Genomic DNA, 19,188 nt, shown 5'->3' with positions numbered 1-19,188 from the left:
GTGAGTTTAAATCCCTAAGAATCCTGCCAGATCATATTAATATGGCCGAGAAAATTTTGGATTTCTTTCTCTCCAAATGAAAGTATAAAGTTAAGAAAGGCATAAAAATGCCGCTCTGAAAAATAATCCAAAGCGGCGGATAGCTTAAGGGCTGCTGTTATTTTTCCGCTTCGCCACCCAATGCGTCAATGGTGTTTTTAATCAGTGCACTTAATTCACCAGTCATTAAAATAAAGTCAGCATCAAACCGTTGGGTATAATCTTCCCGGTCGATATCATCATTTTGTTCACGCAGGGTATCACTGAATTTTATGCGTTTGAAAGTACCATCATCTGACAACATAAACTGAATACGCTCTTCCCAGTCGAGAGCCAGTTTGGTAACACATTTTCCGGCTTCAATATGGGTGGCGATTTCATCAGAAACCAGATCCTGTTTTTTACAGCGGATTACCCCACCTTCTTCCAGAATTGCTTTCAGTTCGGCTTCATCCATTAAAGCAAAGCCCGCCGGCAGATCACCGGAACGTACCCATTTTGTCAGGGTTAATTCTATTGGATCTTTAAATGTCAGAGGAACAACAGGTAAAGAGCCGAGGCTTTTTCTCAGTAATGCCAAATTATCTTCGGCCCGTTTAGCGCTGGCGGCGTCAACAATGATGAGATTATTGGCTATATCGATCCAGATATAAGTTTGGCTGAAACGGCTAAATGCCCGTGGCAGCAAGGTGTGCAATATCTCATCTTTCAGAGAGTCTTTCTCTGTTTTTTTAAGTTTGCGATGCTGCTCTCCTTCCAGTTTTTCAATCTTTGCCTGTAGCGCTTGCTTGATAACCGGTGAAGGCAACATCTTCTCTTCTTTACGGGCGCAAATCAGGATTTGATTATTCGCAACATGGGTGAAAGCGTCGCTGTGCGAACCCATTGGCGATACCCAGCCTGTTTTCGCCATATCCTGACTGCCACATGGGGTGAACGCTAACGGACTTAATTGTTTTTCCAGTTCATCCGCAGAAAGTGAAATTTCCCGGTTTAAACGGTAAATCATTAAATTTTTGAACCACAACATTGAAGTTATCCCATATTTTTGCTCATTTAATCGTTGAGCATCTCAAACATAAGTCCGCATGATAACGAATCACAGAGGTAAGCCCTAGTCTCTTGTGTCAATTTATCCTGAATGTGGATCGTCTCTATCAGACGTTGCCGGATTTGCTGAAAAAATGGGTGTTTGGTGGTGAGTGTGTCACTACGATCAGGAAATAAATTTTTATATCAAAAAATCATTGATGAAATTAAAGTTGCACTGTCTGGCTATAATCTGAAAATGTAATTAAGCATTAACTTTTTCTCTGTTTTTAATTAATGCCTTTAGATTGTTTTAATTGTAAACTTATGATTTTTTTTGTCTGAATATCTAAAGTATTTGTAAATAATATTTGAAATTTATAATCCATAGATGGTTTTGTTTTATCCGAAAATATCGTAATAGATATTTTATGATGAAAAACATGAAATCTTTAGCCACTTTGATTAGTTTATTTATCGTTTCAGGAATCAGAGAAAGCTACTCGATTTTCATGGCACTGGAATAACATCGAAATTAGTGTGTGTGCGGGTTACTATCTGCGTGATAGAAATGCAAATACGGTTAACTATAAAAAACAGGCTTACGCTGTTGGTTTAGATAAACGTTTTGCAGTTTAATAGCCGGCGTTTGTTCGTTGCAGCGGCATATGATGGTGCACACAGCGACAACCCAGCTTATGAGAATAAAAAACAGACTATTCTGGAAACAGCAGCTCGTCTGTACTTCTAAGTTGAAAGTGATAAGGAGAGCTAAAGTTCTCCTTAACTAGCCTAAAAAGGGGTGTGAAATGGTTAAGTATGTGTTGAAGGTTTCCACATTAGCCTTATTGGTCGCATTTAATGTCAATGCTGCAACGGTTGACTTGCGAGTAATGGAAACATCTGATGTTCACAGTAATCTGATTGACTTTGATTACTTCAAAGATAAATCCACAGAGCAATTTGGTTTGGTACGTACTGCGAATTTAATTAAAGCGGCCAAAGCAGAAGCCTCCAACACGATTCTGGTCGATAACGGTGACTTGATTCAAGGTAGCCCGTTGGCAGATTACATGGCGGCGAAGGGACTGAAAAAAGGGGAATCTCATCCAGCCCATCAATTAATGAACACAATGGGTTATACCGTGGGTAACTTTGGTAACCACGAATTTAACTTTGGTTTGGATTATCTGAAAAAAGTCATTGCGGGTGCGAAATTCCCTTATATCAATGCCAACATAATGGATGCTAAAACCGGTAAAAACTATTTCACGCCTTATATTATCGTTGATACGTCAGTGAAAGATCGGGAGGGTAAAGATCACACCATTAAAATTGGCTATATCGGTTTTGTACCGCCACAGATTGCTATCTGGGATAAGCCTAATCTGGATGGAAAAGTTGTTGTTAACGATATTACTGAAACTGCGAAGAAATTTGTTCCTCAAATGAAAAAACAGGGCGCAGATTTGATTATCGCTATTCCTCACTCTGGTTTTTCCAAAGAGCCTTATAAGGCAATGGCTGAAAACTCGGTTTATTATCTGAGTGAGGTTGAAGGTATTGATGCGATTATGTTTGGTCATGCGCACGGTGTGTTCCCAAGTGAGGAATTTGCAGACATTAAAGGGGTTGACGTTGCCAGAGGTACGGTTAATGGTATTCCGGCTGTCATGCCCGGTCAGTGGGGCGATCATTTGGGCGTTGTTGATATGGTTATCAACAATGATGGCGGGATCTGGAAGGTGGCGGAAGCAAAGGCGGAAGCGCGCCCGATTTATGACAAAGTGGGTAAAAAGGCACTGGTCGGGCGCGATAGCGAGTTAGTGAAGATTATCGAGCAAGCCCATCAGGGAACCCGGGGTTTTGTCGGTAAATTGATTGGTAAAGCTTCCGCCAATATGTACAGCTATCTTGCCCTAATCCAAAGTGACCCGACAGTACAGATCGTGAATGATGCACAGGCAGATTACACACGGCATTTTATTCAGGGTGATCCGGATTTAGCAGATATTCCTGTTTTGGCAGCGGCGGCACCTTTCAAAGTCGGTGGTCGTAAGAATGCCCCCGCAGACTTCGTCGAAGTTGAAAAAGGTGATTTGACGTTCCGTAACGCGGCGGATCTCTATCTATATTCAAACACACTGGCTGTTGTGAAGGTAACCGGTGCTGATGTGATTGAATGGTTGGAGTGTTCTGCCGGCATGTATAACCAGATCGATCCAAATTCAACTCAGCCTCAGTATCTGTTGAACTGGAGCGGTTTCCGTACTTATAACTTCGACACGATTAGTGGCGTGAATTATAAAATTGATCTGACTCAACCCGCTAAATATGACGTTGATTGTCAGGTCATCAATCAAGAGGCGAACCGTATCAAGGAGGTGACTTATCAGGGTAAGCTTATCGATCCTCAAGCTAACTTTCTGATTGCTACCAATAATTATCGTGCATATGGCGGTAAATTTGCCGGTACAGGCGAAGGTCATATTGCATTCGCATCACCGGATGAGAACCGCGCTATCCTGGCTTCTTACATTGTCAAAATGTCTAAAGAGAAAGGTATGGTAGCGACCAAGGCCGATAATAACTGGTCGATTATGCCAATCAAAACCGACAAGAAATTGGATATTCGTTTCGAAACTTCTCCGAGTGAAAAAGCAGCGAAATTTATCAAAGAGTTCTCTCAGTATCCAGTGAAATATCTGGAAAATGATGATGTCGGTTTTGCAGTGTATCAAATTGATCTGACCGGAAAAAAATAATCTTAATAGTCGCCTGCCCTTGTGGGCAGGTTTTTGTTTGCCATTCAATAGGGAAAGAGTTTCCCATAAGGAACGATGATGCGCTTTTCTAACTTATTACCGGCAGTATTTGTTTTATTGGTTGTCGGCTGTGCGAAGCAACCAGAATTAATTGATTCTTTAGAGTCACAACCGGAAGAAGCTATTTCCTGTATATTGCCCGCTAATCCACCGGAAGATTATGACTACGTTGCTAAAAATGACCGTTATGGTCAGAACGCTAAAGCTTCTACAGATTACTTCAAACTGGCGATTAATTATTCTCCGGCATTTTGTAAAAACAAAGAGAATGAAATTAACAAACTGAAAAAGAATAATAAAATTGCCAAAGCACAGAGTGAATATAAAAAATTTGCACTGCAATGTTTCTCAGAAAATAAATTTGGCTGGATAATTCATGGCTTGTGGGCGCAAACCTGTGATGGTAAATCAATGGATCAGTGTCGTGATTGGTCTGATATCCGTAAACATCCACGTTTGTGTAAGGGTGATTTGCCATCACTGGATTATCAGGCAATTAAACCTTATCTGTGTACTTCTCCAGGTGTAGATTTGCTGCAAGCCGAGTGGGAAAAGCATGGCGTCTGTGCGTTTGAAACGCCAGATCAATTTTTCAGTAAACAGCAAGAACTGTTCAGCGGATTGGTATTGCCAAAGGATCGCCTATCTAACGAGCAGTTAATTAAGTTCCTTAAGGAAAATAACCCGTTATTAAAAGGTAAAGCCATTCCGATCAATCATAATGAATTTTACATTTGCTACAGCAAAGATTTCGACGTGATTGACTGTCCGAAACGTGAGTGATGATGACCAAAAGATAACATGATGAATTATAAATATAAGTTGCTTGTTGTTGCGGTTGGTAGCGCTCTATTGGCTGGGTGTGCCACTGACCCCGGTTATGATCAAGCCGGTGAGGTTGATGTTCGTGTGCTGGCGATAAATGACTTTAGCGGTCATACACATCAGGCTTATAACTGTGTGATTAATGGTAAGCCGGTCACGTCTGCCCAGGCTAATGGTGCTCTGATAACTAATCTGGATTTGAAGCTGGATAAAATCACCAAAGATGTTGTTGATTTCGAAGCGAAAAATATTTGGGTAGATAACCATAAATATGAAAAGGATGCAGAAATCACCAAGATGTTGGATGCATATGGAAAAATAGCCACGCCATTGGAAAACCGTGTGATTGGTAAGTTGGATCGTAATTTGAGCAGGAGAAGCAACAGTGCGGGTGAGTCTTCTCTGGGTAAAGTGATTGTGGATGCTTATCTGTATACCGCTGCGCCGAAAGAGAGCGGCAGCGCTCAAATTGCGTTTATAAATAGCGGTGGTATCCGTGCTGACTTGGCTGGTGAGCAAATTAAACGCCTGTTGGAACAACAATGGGATCGTTCTGAGCCGCAAATTTTGGCGGTTTCGAATGGCTTCCAATATCAGTGGGATAGTTCTAAACCAAAAGGGGATCGTGTCATTGTCAGTTCCATGAAAATTAACGGCAAGCCTGTGAAATTAAAGGGGAAATGCCGTGTGGTGGCTAATGAATTTTTGGCAACCGGAGGGAGTAGTTTCTCTGTATTTAAAGAGGGTACTGACCCGGTATACGGTGTGCCGGATGTCGATGCGGTGGTGAAATATTTCTCTGAGAAATCACCGATTGCTTATCCTAAACAAGCCCATATTGTTGATGTGAATAAAAAATAATCAACGACCTGTTTCGTTGGGTTATTTTGTTAATAATACTCAACGAGACAGATCCTAAATGAATTACCTTTCTGATTTATTGAGCGGGATGTGGAAACGGGGAGTCAATGTTCTACCGTACCACATCCCGATTCTCCCCGTTTTATCCGCTGCTCCCCAAAATAAAAACAGTAAAGTCACTTAAGCAACGAATTGATAAATAGTTTCAAGATCTGATGTTATAGAATATCATCAAGTTTAGATTTTAAATTGACCAATTTAGCCGTAACTTAACCAATTAAAACGTGGATCTATCATGACAAATAGAAATGTTACATGGTTAGTCAGGCCTGTAGGCTATCAGGCCATTTTGAAACGTTGCCCTGGCTGTGAGGTGAAAAAGGAGTTTTATCCAGCAGGTACATTCAGGGTTAATGCGCAAAAAAAAGTGTTGGATGTGTGGAGTATCTATAAATGCGAAAAGTGTGATTACACTTGGAATATTGATATTTTTTCGAGGGTCAATGTCAATAAATTGGATGGCGACTTGTATGAGCGATTTTTGCACAACGATCAAGATGAAATTCGGCGATATGCCTTTGATTATCGAATATTGGCAAAAAACAGGGCTGAACTCGGTGTTTCTCCTGACTTTATTATAGAAGGTAAAGAACTTCAGGATATGGCTCAAACACCGGCCGTACAGATTACGATTCAGCTTGAATATCCCATTCCTATCAGACTTATCTCAATTCTGACGAAGAAGTTTTCGTTGTCACGTAGTCGAGTGACTAAGCTCGTTGATCAAGGCGCTATTCAGGGGGTAACTACAGTTGAATTAAATAAAAAGCTAAAGCGTGATATCACTCTTAGCATCAATGTTAACGATTTATTGCAAGAGTCTGATAGTCATTTTGTCTGAATTAATCTGGTTTCCCGGAGATGACATAAAAATAAGAATGGATGAGTGAAATGAATATTATAAAGAAATGGTGGGTGCTCTCTACTGTTTCAGCCGCGTTATTGCTGGTTGCTGTTGATATGACAGTGTTGTATACCGCGCTTCCGAGCTTGACTCACAGTTTGGGTGCGAGCACAACGGAAAAGTTATGGATAGTCAATATCTATCCTCTTGTCGTCTCTGGGCTGTTGTTGGGGGCGGGTACTTTGGGAGATCGCGTCGGGCATAGACGGTTGTTGGTTTGTGGTCTCATGATATTTGGTTGCTCATCCCTGATGGCAGCTTACTCTTATTCATCGGAAATGCTGATTGTTTCCCGGGTACTGTTAGGGGTAGGGGCGGCAACGATGATGCCTGCCACACTGTCGATTATCGCCTTAACATTCGATGATGAAGACGAGAAATCATTCGCAATTGGGATTTGGGCAGCCGTTGCCTCTGGGGGAGCGGCAGTAGGGCCACTGATAGGAGGCTTATTGCTTGAATATTTTTGGTGGGGATCGGTGTTCCTCATCAATGTTCCTATTGTGATTTTGACATTAATCCTGTCATGGTTGTTTGTCCCAGCCTCTAAGACCGATTCGTCTCATCCGTGGGATCTTGTTGGTTCATTGCAGGTCATGGTTATATTGATCAGTTTTGCCTATGCCATCAAGGAGTTCGCCAAGCGAGATCCCTCCTATATCGGGATACTGGTGACTTTTACTCTGGTGATCAGTTTTCTGGTGTTATTCATTCGACGCCAAAAACGAAGTGTGTATCCACTGATTGATTTCGACATTTTCAAAAGTCCGGCTTTTTCGTCTGCGGTCATCGCTGGGTTGGTGGCTTCCGCCTGTTTGATGGGGATTAATCTGGTTTTAAGCCAACGTTTGCAGCTTGTATTGTCATTAACACCTTTGCAATCGGGGCTCTATTTTCTGCCATTTTCATTGGGCGCGATTGTGGCAAGTCCTGTGAGTGGTTGGATTCTTCCTCGTTTGGGTAGTGCCCGATTGCTCATTACCTCTTTGTTGATGTATGCCTTTGCCATACTTGCACTCATGGTCAGTTTTTCAGCTCCCCTGCCTTTGCAGGTCATTTGCTTTTTTGTGCTGGGAACATGTCTTGGGGCAACAATGACGGCTGCGTCCAGTACTATCATGCAGGCTACACCACCAAATCGGGCAGGTATGGCCGCGTCCGTTGAAGAGGTTTCCTACGAGTTGGGCGGTGGATTGGGCATTGTGATAATGGGGAGCATCATGTCGGCTGTCTATAGTTATACTCTTAAACTTCCGGCTGATTCTCCAGTGAATGATGCTGCCAGAGATGGTATTGATGGTGCTTTGATCGCTGCGCAAGGAATGGCACCTGATGCTGGTTTGGCTCTTGCAAACCTTGCCAGGTCAGCGTTCGACGATGCAGTTTTTTCTGTGATGGGGGCCTCATCCCTGTTTCTTATGGCGATGGCTGCGTTGGTATGGTTCAATTTTCGCCGTTCTTCCTGAGTGACTCCTCTCATTCTTCGATTCATCATTGCGTAATTGAATCAAAGTAGATGGTATGCAACCTAGTGAAATAGGTGAATAGATTGATTTCGCAGGTGCTTTTTAATAGGAAGCCACATTTTTGTGGCTTCTTCTCTTTTGATTGGTGAGTGCGCTTCGATATATATGGGGTTTCTGATGGGCTGATTGGTTTATCACTCGTTTTTATTAAAAAGAGTACTTATTTAATAGTAATAATATCTTAATTATTCTGGTGTAGTTCAAATATCTAGATTGATTCATGGAGGTTTCTTTTTTTATTGCTACTTTTAAAATTGTCACTATGTTGTTTATGACTGTAGTAAATGGCGCTAATGATCATTCCATACAGGGTAGGTAAGTTATCGCTTCTCGTTTTTTTACTCTGCATGTTCGCTTTCTCTGGTCGTCAAAAGTAAACGCTGTGTTATCCAACTAACTTGTATGCAGGATAGTGTGGAGTCGGCACAACGTTTTAATTTTCGTCTCCGCCCGTAGGGCTTGTAATGGAAAGGTGAAGATTATGCGTGTTCAATTAGGGCAATTATATGATTTGCGATATTCGCTGAGAATTGATCAGTTATGTGTCGGTGAAGTATTAATGCCCTTGGAACGATTGGTGCCTGAACATCTCAGGGTGGCGATTGAATACCTGTTGAATAAGTATTCTGTTCTGAGGGCACGATTTGTCGGTGATGGCATGAATATGGAAATGGACTTGGTGCCTCCCAGCAGTGAATTATTGCGTCAGGTTTTTGAAGTCAGAGAGCTAACCGGTAGTCAAGATGATCGACGGCGCTTAATATCAAATTATATCGCTGAAGTTAGAGCCAATATGAATGTGGCAAATCCTCCACTGTTGCGTTACTGCTTGTTTGATGGCGATGGTGCCCGTGCGCAGAGGCTGGTATTGATATTCAATCATCTGGTATGTGATGGCATTTCCAGTCGGATTTTATGGCGAGATCTCTCAAAGGCGTACAGAATGTCTGTAAATGGTCAGCCTCTTGATTTTGAGCATGCCGCTAATTATGAGCAATTTTGCGCTGAGCTGTATGAACGGCATAAGCAAATGGCAAAGGCGGTCATCCCCGATACTGAACAAACGATTGAAAATACCACACTTAATATTCTCGGTGAGCAGCGTGTTGAGTCACTTCCCATTAGTAAATTAGCTGAAGCCGTTACAGAATTCAGGCAGCTTGATGATGAGGCTTTAAAGAGGATACGTCTTTTGGCTCAGCAACGTCGTGTCAGTGTGGCAGATTTGTTGCTTGGTAGTTGGTTAAAGGCCCTGGCGGTTGTCTTCGGGAAAGGCAGCCTGGATATGTTGATGTGGGTCAGCCCTCATTTTGTGGGTTATTGGGAAACTTCGGTTTCTAATCTTGTCGGGTCAGTATCATTTCCGATCACCGTTAAGTTTCATATTGACCCGAATCTATCGCTGAATAGCACCCTTCAGCACATGGCCCAAGAATTGAATGGCGCAATAGAAAAAGCGGCGGATTATGCGGCTACTTACTTTGTGTCTGACTCTTCATTTGGCTGGCCAGAACTTCCTGCGATTTCTTTCAATTTCGTTGGGGATCAACGACGATCGCCTAATGTTATTGGTTATGAACTGGCCCCTGAAAAAATACGTATTGGCAAGCCGGATGAAGATGCGCAAGACGTACCGTTGAGCATGGATATAGAGATATATGCCAGTACTATGGACGTCACCATTTCTTCCAGGCCAGATTGTAATCTTCAGTTTTTACCATCCCGTTTGATGGCTATTTGGTTGGAAACCATCGGCGAGTCTGGAATTGAATTGCCGTTTTACTCTGGTTATCAATAGCATACCCTGCCATTTTTCGTCTTTTATGGTTTCATTAGTAGCACGGCTGTTTTCTGGATCTGATCGTTATTGAGAGGATTTTGATATGGGGGAATATTGATGAGTCAAGAAATTTACGGGCGTGAAGTGTCACCGATCAAACCCGTTGTGCGTGATCCCTTGCTTCGTGATTTGGAAGAGAGTGGCATGCAACTGTTCAATCTGAATTGGGTGAAGTGTCATATAGCCTCTCCTAACGCTCCGTTATTAACTAAATGTACTGTCATTAGCAGAAATACCGATTTTGCCCACAATGTGAAGGGATTGATTGAGGCTAAGGGAATTGATGTTGTCACTCTTGATCTTGATGCAGATCTGGTTTCCCAACTTGACTCGATAGAAGTCACAGGCACATTGCTCTATTTAGCCGGCCACGAGAAGCTTCTGAGCGCTTCAGATATTGTGGCTCATGAGTTACACCAATTCGAAAGTTTACGTCTTATTGCTAACAAAGTTGCTGAATGCCGTCATGAGGAAAAATCGCAACTCTGGGTCGTTACCCAGGGTGTACAGGTGCTTGGCGGGCAATTTGATGCGCTAGGTTTGTCTGGTAGTGGTTTATGGGGATTAAGCCGGGTGATGGCGAAAGAGTACCCCTCTGTTGAAGTTGGACTGATTGATTTACCTCTTGAACAGATTGGGGACGAAGGGATCGTATCGGCTCTTAACATCATGACAAATGCGAGTGAGAAGAGAGAGTTTCTCATTGATGCTCAGGGCATTTGGCAGCGTCAGGTTGGATCTGTCGCCATTAGCCATGAAAAGACCGAAATAAAGCAGGACGCCAACTATCTTATCACCGGAGGGTTTGGCGAGACCGGGCGGATGCTGGCCACGAATCTTTTTGCGTCAGGAGCAAGGCATGTAACGCTGATGGGACATTCTGCTCCGCCGGCTGATTTGATTACCGAATCTGAGCAACTGAAAGCGCAAGGTTTCAGTCTCTATTTGTTCCAGGGTGATGTAGCCGATATTGAGGATGTCAAGGCGGTGCTGCGGCGTATCGATAGAACGGGTTTCCCCTTACGGGGAATCTACCATCTGGCAAGTATTGTTGAAGACGGAATGCTTGCCACGTTAAGTCGCCGTTCGGTTGAAAAAGTTTTCCGTCCGAAAATTGCCGGAATCTGGAACTTACACTTGGCTACCCAAGGGTTAAGCCTGGATTGGTTCATCGCATTTTCTTCATTAGCCGGAATTATTGGCATTGCGGGGCAGGGGCCATATGCCGCTGCGGACTCATTCGCGGATTCTTTAATGCGATATCGGTTGGCAACTGGGCTTCCAGGTACGGCTATCGCGTGGCAACCCTGGCGTGGTGGGATGACTGCGCGTCTCAATCCGTTGCACCTTAGCAGACTTGAAGCCATGGGATTGTTGCTCCTTGATATCAAAGATGTCATGGATACCGTTACCAGAAAGAGTATTCATCACGATACAGGGCTGATTGCCGGAAACTTTAGCCGTGTTGCTCTGGAGAGGCTGATTGATTCTCAAGGTCCTGTGAATGATATAGAGACTGCTTTGGCTTCTGCTCGAAGTGATGATGCTATGGTCGCGTCTGGGCAACCTTCGCATGAAGAGCAACGCAATGCGATGACGGAAATAGTGATAGAAGAGTTGAAGAAACTTGTTGCTGGAGGAGAAATCACCGTCGACACGAAGTTGAGTGAAATTGATATGGACTCCATGTCAGCGGTTGCGATTGTTCAGCGATTGCGGGGGATCATTGGAAAACTCGTCCCCATATCAGTCTTTTTTGACGACTGTAGCATTGCTGAGGTTGTTGAAAAATTGAAGCGCTATTTCTGACAAGCTATTGCCTGATGCAGTAACACCAAGCACAAACCTTACCTTTTCCGTGACGAAGTTGGCGTAGCCGGAAGGTGGGGATACTGTTTAGTATTGATGGAGCTTGACACGTTATGTATAAAGATTGTCCACAGACTGGTGATGCAGAGTTGCTGTCCATGCAGCAGAGAGCTTTATGGTTCATTGCCAATTATACCCCTGACGATACCCGATATAATATTGCCCTGGCTTTCCGTATTCACGGATCGTTTCAAATTGATGCTTTTCGCTATGCGGTTAATCGGCTGGTTTCCAAAAATGTCACATTAAGAAGCACGTTCGTGAACATGAACGGCGAACCAAAGCTGGTTATCAACGAACACTTACCGCCGGCGTTGGCGGTTTTCGATGCAACGGAATGGAGTCAGGATGTTCTCGAACAGGCAGTTCAGGACTTTCATTCCATACCTTTTAAGTTAGAAGAAGAGTCATCTCTGCGTTTCGGTATCTATGTGGTCAGTGCCGAAGAGCACGTTTTACTGATGTGTGTTCATCATATTGTGTCGGATTTTACTTCACTTGGTTTTATGTGGGATCAGCTTGAGCACTTTTATCTGGCTGAACTTGGCGAAGATGACGATTCCTGGTTACCGCCAGCCGAAGTTTTCAAGGATTATGTCTCTAGAGAACAGGCGTATTACCAGAGTGAAGCGGCGGCGGAGTCGAAAGCGTATTGGAGTGAATGTTTAAAGAAACAGCCGGCAATGCTGCAATGGAATAGTTTTTGGCGAAAAGGCCATAGTGGTCAGTCGTCCGTGATTTTTAATCTCGGTGAAGAAACTACCAAAAAAATAAAGCAGCTTGCCGGGCAAATAGGCGGATCGGTCTTTACTGTCATGCTAGCGGCATGGGGGGCTTACATAGCCAGGGAGACAAAAACGTCAGATGTTGTGATGGGTGTGCCGGTGTCGATGCGTGACTCAGTTCATCAACATATTATCGGTTGCCTGTTTAATGTATTACCTATACGTTTGTCCGTTGATCAAACATTTCATCACCTGTTATTGGCTGCAAAAGAAAGATCGTTATCGGCTCTTGATAATCGAAATTTTTGTCTCAGTCAAATGCTTGATCACCTTGCTGTGGAGCGGCATGAGGGGCGTAATCCGTTGTTTCAGACCGCAGTGAATATGCTGGGGCACGTAGGGCAGTCGCGTTGGTTGAAATTGGAACTGGCGATGGCTGAGGATGCTGTTCAGGTTTTATGGGCGGGGCGGACGATTTCTCCATTCAGGCTTTGTCAGCAGGAAGGGCAGGTTGATATTGAACTGTTATTTTTGGATGCTGATTCCCAATTAAGATGTGAACTCAAAGGGGACAAACATTTTTTCTCACATTCAGGTCTTCAGATAGTTGCAGAGCGCTTCAAAAAAGTGGTTGAAACGCTGATTGCGGAGCCTGATAGGGAGATTAGCGCTTTGTTGGCACCAAAATCAGAGGATTACAATCTTCCATCCGGTCCGCTTAATACGGACATGCTCCCTGAAATACCGAACCAAACCATAGTTTCGCTTTTTGATCACCGGGTTGTGCAACAAGCGGCGTCCGTAGCGATTCGTTGTGGTGCCGATAGGTTAACTTACCAGAATTTGCAGCGTTGGTCGCTGGAGGTTGCTGACCGGCTTATACAAAATGGGGTCGTGTCTGGCGATCGGGTGGGGGTCGCATTGTTGCCTTCACTAGAAGCCGTGGTGACGATGCTTGGGATTATGCGTATTGGCGCAGGGTATGTACCGTTAGATCTCCGGTTGCCCCAGAAACGTCTGGAGAGAATTGTCGAACAATCAGAGATGAAGCTGATTGTTGTTAACGCTGATGTTGACTCAGATGATTCGTTTACGGCCAAGCTGATGATAATGACCGCTATGGAGCCGCAACTTGCTGTGGAGGTGGTTGATTATTGTACACCTTCTTCAATTGCCTATAGTGTTTTCACTTCCGGTTCTACGGGCACCCCCAAAGGCATTGATGTTGAACACAGTAATGTTATTGCCTTTCTCAACGCAATGGACGAATACTTGTCACCCGCGCCTGGAGAGGTGTGGAGCTGGTTCCATGCTGCCAGTTTTGATTTATCTGTGTGGGAGATTTGGGGTTCCCTCTGTTCTGGAGGGACTTTAGTCATTGTACCCGATGAGATACGTAACCAACCTGACAAGCTTCTGGACCTTATAGCCGCGGAGCAGGTCACTATTGTCACACAGACGCCTGCCAGTTTGAAAAACCTGCTATCTGAGTTTCAGAGCCTGCCAAGAACTTATGCGATAAAACATTGGGTCATTTGTGGTGAAGCACTTCTCAGTGCCACTGTTCGGCCTTATCTGAATACCCAATGGACATTATGGAATATGTATGGTCCAGCGGAGGCAACCGTTTACACCACAGTGGAGAAGGTCACTGAAGCACTGACCGACTACCATGTGATCCCGATTGGCAAACCGTTAGGTTTCGCAACGGTCTATCTTCTGAATACCTCAATGCAAACACCTGCGATGGGTGAGGTCGGTGAAATTTACATTGGCGGTCGTGGTGTCGCCAGGGGGTATGTCGGTCTTGAACAGTTAACGGCTCAATGTTTCATTCCTGATCCCTATATTGATAATGGACGTATTTATAAAACCGGTGATTTAGCGTATTGGGACGGGGAACGAATTCATTTTTGTGGTCGCGTGGATAATCAGGTAAAAGTCGCCGGTTACCGAATTGAAATTGCAGAGATTGAGGATTGTCTCAATCGCTATCATGCTATTGCGGATGCTGCTGTTATCGTTGAATCTCACGAGGGCACAGATCGTTTAGTTGCAATATTGGTCCCTGCGAGTCAGCGCAATCTGCCCGAAGAGTCTGCCATTCGTGAGCATCTCAGAACTTATCTCCCCATCTACATGTTGCCCGGCCGGATTATGCTGGCTGATGAATTGCCATGTAATACCCATAACAAAGTTGATAGAAGAGCGTTAAATGATTTGATTAAAGCGGGGAGGTTGACGGATATCAGCTCGTTGAGACCTGTCCCTGTGTTACCTGTCGACTCGGTTTTTGCAGAGATTTCGAAGATTTGGTGTGAGGTGTTGGGAAGAGCGACAGTCGGACTGGATGACGCGTTTTTTGATATTGGTGGTAATTCACTGGCACTGATGCAGATTCATGCGCATATTGTGCAATTACCGGGATGCAGTACCGTGCTTCCCTCAGATTTGTTCCGCTTTCCGACTATTCGCATGTTGGCTAATTACCTTTTGCGTCCTCTGCAACCGGTGACGCCGACAGAAGTTGCAGATACCCCCTCCCAAACGCGACGTCAGAAAACGCTGAGTTCAAGAAGATCATTCAAGGGGGAACAAGATGTCTGAGAATGCGATCGCAATCATTGGAGTCACTTGTCGGTTACCTCTGGCTAATAGCCTGGATGTGCTATGGGATAATCTTGTTGCGGGCCGAATCTTGGCAAAAAGATATAGCCAGGAAGAACTTGCCCGTTTTGGCGTCGCCCGGCATATCATCACTGCAAAAAATTATGTTCCTGTCGATTCATGTTTGCCGGATATTGATTTGTTCGATCCGGATTTTTTTTCGATAAGCCAGCGAGAGGCTGAATTACTCGATCCTCAACAGCGAATTCTTCTTGAGTGCGCATGGGAGCTGGCGGAAGTGACCGGCTATGGTAATCCTTTCCGACGCCCCCGTATTGGTGTTTTTATCGGAAGTTCGATGAATACCTATTTACCTAATGTCATTGGGTCTGAATGTGATCTGGCTTCGCTAATGGGAACAGAGCTAATGCTGACCAATGATAAGGATTATCTGCCGGCACGCATTTCATACAAACTCGGTTTTGACGGGCCGAGTATAGCTATTCAGACGGGCTGTTCGACATCATTGACGGCGGTTCATACCGCGATACAAAGCCTCTTGCTTGGCGAGTGTGAGATTGCTTTCGCCGGTGGGGTTTCTGTGCATGCTTATTCCCGACCGGGCTATTTTTATCAACGCGATATGATCTTCTCGGAGGATGGATATTGTAGACCATTCGATGAGAAGGCATCGGGCACTTTCTTTGGTGATGGGGCTGGACTTGTGGCTCTTCGACCATTAGATGAGGCCATGAGAAATGGGGATACCATTCATGCCGTGATCCTTGGCTCAGCGGCGAATAATGATGGGTCTGCCCGGGCAGGCTTTGCCGCGCCGGGTGTCGATGGGCAACGAAAACTCATTTTGGATGCTCAGGCGATTGCCGGGGTTGAGCCGGATGAATTAGGGATGATCGAGGCACATGGTACCGCGACGCCACTTGGGGATTCGGTCGAATATGCCGCGCTTTGTCAGGCTTTCCGTCAGGGTACGGATCGTGAGGGATTTTGTGCGTTAGGATCGATCAAAGCTAACATTGGTCATTTGGCGGCGGCGGCGGGATTCGCGGGGTTGGCAAAAACGATGATGGCACTGAAAACAGGCACGATTACCCCACATCCGACTTTCAGCAGAGCCAGTTCTGCTATGAACCTTGAGCAAAGTCCTTTCATTATCAACACCACTCCCATCAATTGGCCGGTGAAAGGACTACGACGGGCGGGAGTCAGCTCTTTTGGCGCGGGTGGCAGCAATGTTCATATGATCTTGCAGCAAGCGCCGGTACGAATGTCAGGTAAAAGTAAATCTGGCTGGCGAGCCATTCCGTTGGGGGGACGCAGTGCCGATGCTTTGGACACGTTGAGGACAAGTTTGGCGGAAATGCTGGAGGCTAAACCAGATACTCATATTGATGAAGTGGCTTTTACCTATGCGGAAGGACGCGCAGCGCAGCCATACCGAGCCTGTTTGTATGCTAAAGATGTGAAAATGTTGATCGACAGCATCAGAAACACCGATTTCACCGTCACCGCACAAGTTTCTGAACCGCCACGTCTGGTGATTGCGCTTGGGCCGGGTATTCACTCCTCTTTATTCGTGAAGATGCCTTGCTATTGGCAAGAAGTAGATAAGCTACTCGCTGAATTACCGGCGGATCTTGCCTATGACATCAAGAGAATTGACATCACTGACATGACAGAAAGTGATGGAAACAAAGGGAGGATTGCCAATGTCGTGGCTGTGATCGCGGTTATCAATTGTTGGCAGAGAATGATTTCGACGCCGATATTTATCATATCAGATAGCCGCTATGATCTCGCCGTTGCCTGCTCGTTGGGCATACTGACATTGCCTGAAGTCGTTGATAAGTTGTTGGGAAATGCGCTACGGCATTTAACCAGCGGGCGTATGGCGTTGCCCGGAAGTTTTTGGTCCAGGCATCATGGAGTGGTTGATGGTAATAATGTGAAAGCCATCTTGATTGATGGCACCTTTCCGATCTTACGGCAAGAGAGTGAGGTTATATCAGCAAATGATGTGATATTAGATTTTAGCCATTCGTCTGATCGTTTCTCTGGAATCTCTGAAATAGTTTCAAACGCGGAAAATATTATTCGTTTAGGTGCCTTTCATGAAGAAGATGACAGGGCTTTAGTCGAGCTGGCCGGAAAGTTATGGCAACGTGGTTTAGTTATAGATTGGTCTGTATTGAGAGGCGGGGAAGTTGTTTCGCGTATTCCGCTTCCGGTTCAACCTTTGCAACGTCGGCGGTGCTGGTATACCGGTTCAGCAGGGACGGAGCACCAACAACAACTTTATGCTGATCAGCCTGTGGCAAGCCCTGAAATTGTTGACGGACCAGTCGGTGTTTATGTTGAACGTTGGAAACGAACGCGGCGTTTATCGCCTGTATCATCAGTAGATAAGCGTAACTGGCTGATTTTATACGATAAGAGCTGTAACGAAGTTTGTCCGATCGCTGATGTTCTGCGTGATCTGGGACAGAAAGTGTTTGAGGTGCATGAAAACCGAGCCACGCTTTTCCATGAAACAGAGTTTATAGTCAACTTTGGCGATACCGCAAGTGTGCAGCGTTTGATGCTCACGCTAAAGAAACAGCCGGTGGATACTCCCGATCATATCCTATTCATTTTGGGTGATATCCCACCAGATTGTGACAGGCGGACAGAGGAGGATTGTTTCCCGTTTACGCTATTTAATATGGTAAAAGCGCTTTCCCAAATTGGCAATAAAGCCATTTCGTTGACATTGATAGGACAAGGTTTTATCGATGTTACTGGCGGCGAACCACGGGTTATCGAACGGGCCACTGCGCTGGCATCCATCTCTGCAATCAGTCAGGAATTGCCTGGCATGATAGTGAAAGTGATAGATGTACCTGGTGAAGAAATTTGCCATCTTAATCATGCTCAACATATCGTGGCTGAATTTTTCACTGCCGGCGACCAGCAAGTGGTTGGGGTACGTCAAGGCTGGCGGTGGGAGCGCTATTTTGAGGTTGTCAGCCCATCGGTCGGTCGGGAAATTTCATCTGGAATGATCTGTTTGGTGACCGGGGGATTGGGTACGGTTGGTTTTGGTATTGCACAATATCTTGCTACGAAGTTTAACGCGAAACTCATCCTGCTCGTTAAGACACCCATAGATTCTGCCAAGCCTGATACGTTGCAGAGTCAACGATTAGCGGAATTGCGAAATATTGGTGCTAACTTTGAAGTGATTACCGCCGATGTGACAGACAAAACTTGCGTGCTTGCAGAACTTTCCCGGGTGGAATCCCTCTTGGGTGAAGTGAATTGCTTTGTCCATGCTGCCGGGCTTTCTGGTCAGGCAACGATCCAGTGGCTGCAAAATTCGGACCATCATGATTGGCAAAAGCTCATGCATCCAAAACGAAAAGGGGCTGCTGTTTTGCATGAAATATTTGCTGATCGCCCTCTGAAATTCGGTTGTTTTATCTCGTCTCTGTCGGTTTTCGCTGGTGGTTTGGGCCTTGCTCCTTATGCCGCTTCAAACGAAGCCTGCACGGTATTTTCTTCAATGCACAATGTGGATAAACCTTATTTCACAATTGATTGGGATGGATGGGAGGGTTGGGATGAGTCAAATAGCTTCAAATACAGCGTAAATCGTGCTCGTCCGTTATGTCATGCTGATGTCGTCAATGCATTGAATATTATTTTTGCCTCATGCCATATAGAGCCACGTTTTGCTGTTTCCACCATACCTTTAAATGAACGGTTGCACGATCTGGCGAAGGCGCTCCTTCAAAGTGATGCCGAGGAGCCTGTAAAGACGCCTCCCATTACATCAGACGAAGCCATCATCGATGATATGACGGCTATTTGGTGTGATCTACTGCGTTGTCCTGTTGATCATGAATCGAACTTTTTCGATTTAGGGGGCGATTCATTAGTGGGGGCCGAATTGGTGCGACAGGTTAATACTCATTTTAATGTTGTTGTATCTATGGTTGATCTTTTCGAATTCAGCACAGTGGTGACCTTTGCGATGCAGGTAAAGAAAAAGCGAAATGAAGGTGGTGTGCTGTAGCTT

10 protein-coding genes are annotated in these 19,188 nt (G+C 44.8%); 9 read left to right on the top strand and 1 reads right to left on the bottom strand.

Features of this window, described 5'->3' with window-relative positions; genetic code table 11:
* Nucleotides 1-157 precede the first annotated feature (157 nt).
* Complete coding sequence (rdgC, locus tag ACGF63_RS10775; protein WP_036842333.1) at nt 158-1,069, bottom strand: recombination-associated protein RdgC; 912 nt, start codon at nt 1,067-1,069, stop codon at nt 158-160.
* A gap of 808 nt (nt 1,070-1,877) precedes the next feature.
* Here rdgC and ACGF63_RS10770 point away from each other — a divergent pair.
* From ACGF63_RS10770 to ACGF63_RS10730, 9 genes are all read left to right on the top strand, one after another.
* Complete coding sequence (locus tag ACGF63_RS10770) at nt 1,878-3,833, top strand: bifunctional 2',3'-cyclic-nucleotide 2'-phosphodiesterase/3'-nucleotidase (protein ID WP_036842335.1); 1,956 nt, start codon at nt 1,878-1,880, stop codon at nt 3,831-3,833.
* Nucleotides 3,834-3,908: 75 nt separating this feature from the next.
* Nucleotides 3,909-4,676: a ribonuclease gene (locus tag ACGF63_RS10765; protein WP_387630610.1), complete on the top strand. Its 768-nt coding sequence runs from the start codon at nt 3,909-3,911 to the stop codon at nt 4,674-4,676.
* 18 nt (nt 4,677-4,694) lie between these two features.
* Complete coding sequence (locus ACGF63_RS10760; protein ID WP_387630607.1) at nt 4,695-5,579, top strand: bifunctional metallophosphatase/5'-nucleotidase; 885 nt, start codon at nt 4,695-4,697, stop codon at nt 5,577-5,579.
* Nucleotides 5,580-5,874: 295 nt separating this feature from the next.
* Nucleotides 5,875-6,480 carry a DUF1062 domain-containing protein gene (locus ACGF63_RS10755; protein ID WP_051477058.1) on the top strand — a complete coding sequence of 202 codons (606 nt, stop codon included), beginning with the start codon at nt 5,875-5,877 and terminating at the stop codon, nt 6,478-6,480.
* Nucleotides 6,481-6,530: 50 nt separating this feature from the next.
* A complete protein-coding gene (locus ACGF63_RS10750) occupies nt 6,531-8,009 on the top strand; it encodes an MFS transporter (RefSeq protein WP_036842340.1) in 1,479 nt (492 codons plus the stop codon).
* 541 nt (nt 8,010-8,550) lie between these two features.
* Nucleotides 8,551-9,867: a condensation domain-containing protein gene (locus ACGF63_RS10745; protein WP_387630604.1), complete on the top strand. Its 1,317-nt coding sequence runs from the start codon at nt 8,551-8,553 to the stop codon at nt 9,865-9,867.
* Between the two features lie 99 nt (nt 9,868-9,966).
* Nucleotides 9,967-11,718, top strand: a complete 1,752-nt coding sequence (locus ACGF63_RS10740) for a beta-ketoacyl reductase (protein ID WP_152962556.1) — start codon at nt 9,967-9,969, stop codon at nt 11,716-11,718.
* 113 nt (nt 11,719-11,831) lie between these two features.
* Nucleotides 11,832-15,110, top strand: coding sequence for an amino acid adenylation domain-containing protein (locus ACGF63_RS10735; protein ID WP_387630600.1), 3,279 nt, complete (start codon nt 11,832-11,834; stop codon nt 15,108-15,110).
* A complete protein-coding gene (locus ACGF63_RS10730; protein WP_387630597.1) occupies nt 15,103-19,185 on the top strand; it encodes an SDR family NAD(P)-dependent oxidoreductase in 4,083 nt (1,360 codons plus the stop codon). Before ACGF63_RS10735 ends, ACGF63_RS10730 begins: the two co-directional genes overlap by 8 nt.
* Nucleotides 19,186-19,188 lie beyond the last annotated feature (3 nt).

It is taken from the genome of Photorhabdus sp. RM322S (assembly GCF_042879395.1).
Classification (GTDB): Bacteria; Pseudomonadota; Gammaproteobacteria; order Enterobacterales; family Enterobacteriaceae; genus Photorhabdus; species Photorhabdus khanii.
Note: the sequence above shows the minus strand (reverse complement) of the source record. Positions and strands in the feature narration are given on the sequence as shown.

Bases quoted from the DNA above. Each gene is read 5' to 3' on its own strand.
- rdgC (WP_036842333.1), bottom strand. From the start codon at position 1,069: ATGTTGTGGTTCAAAAATTTAATGATTTACCGTTTAAACCGGGAAATT.
- ACGF63_RS10770 (WP_036842335.1), top strand. From the start codon at position 1,878: ATGGTTAAGTATGTGTTGAAGGTTTCCACATTAGCCTTATTGGTCGCA.
- ACGF63_RS10765 (WP_387630610.1), top strand. From the start codon at position 3,909: ATGATGCGCTTTTCTAACTTATTACCGGCAGTATTTGTTTTATTGGTT.
- ACGF63_RS10760 (WP_387630607.1), top strand. From the start codon at position 4,695: ATGATGAATTATAAATATAAGTTGCTTGTTGTTGCGGTTGGTAGCGCT.
- ACGF63_RS10755 (WP_051477058.1), top strand. From the start codon at position 5,875: ATGACAAATAGAAATGTTACATGGTTAGTCAGGCCTGTAGGCTATCAG.
- ACGF63_RS10750 (WP_036842340.1), top strand. From the start codon at position 6,531: ATGAATATTATAAAGAAATGGTGGGTGCTCTCTACTGTTTCAGCCGCG.
- ACGF63_RS10745 (WP_387630604.1), top strand. From the start codon at position 8,551: ATGCGTGTTCAATTAGGGCAATTATATGATTTGCGATATTCGCTGAGA.
- ACGF63_RS10740 (WP_152962556.1), top strand. From the start codon at position 9,967: ATGAGTCAAGAAATTTACGGGCGTGAAGTGTCACCGATCAAACCCGTT.
- ACGF63_RS10735 (WP_387630600.1), top strand. From the start codon at position 11,832: ATGTATAAAGATTGTCCACAGACTGGTGATGCAGAGTTGCTGTCCATG.
- ACGF63_RS10730 (WP_387630597.1), top strand. From the start codon at position 15,103: ATGTCTGAGAATGCGATCGCAATCATTGGAGTCACTTGTCGGTTACCT.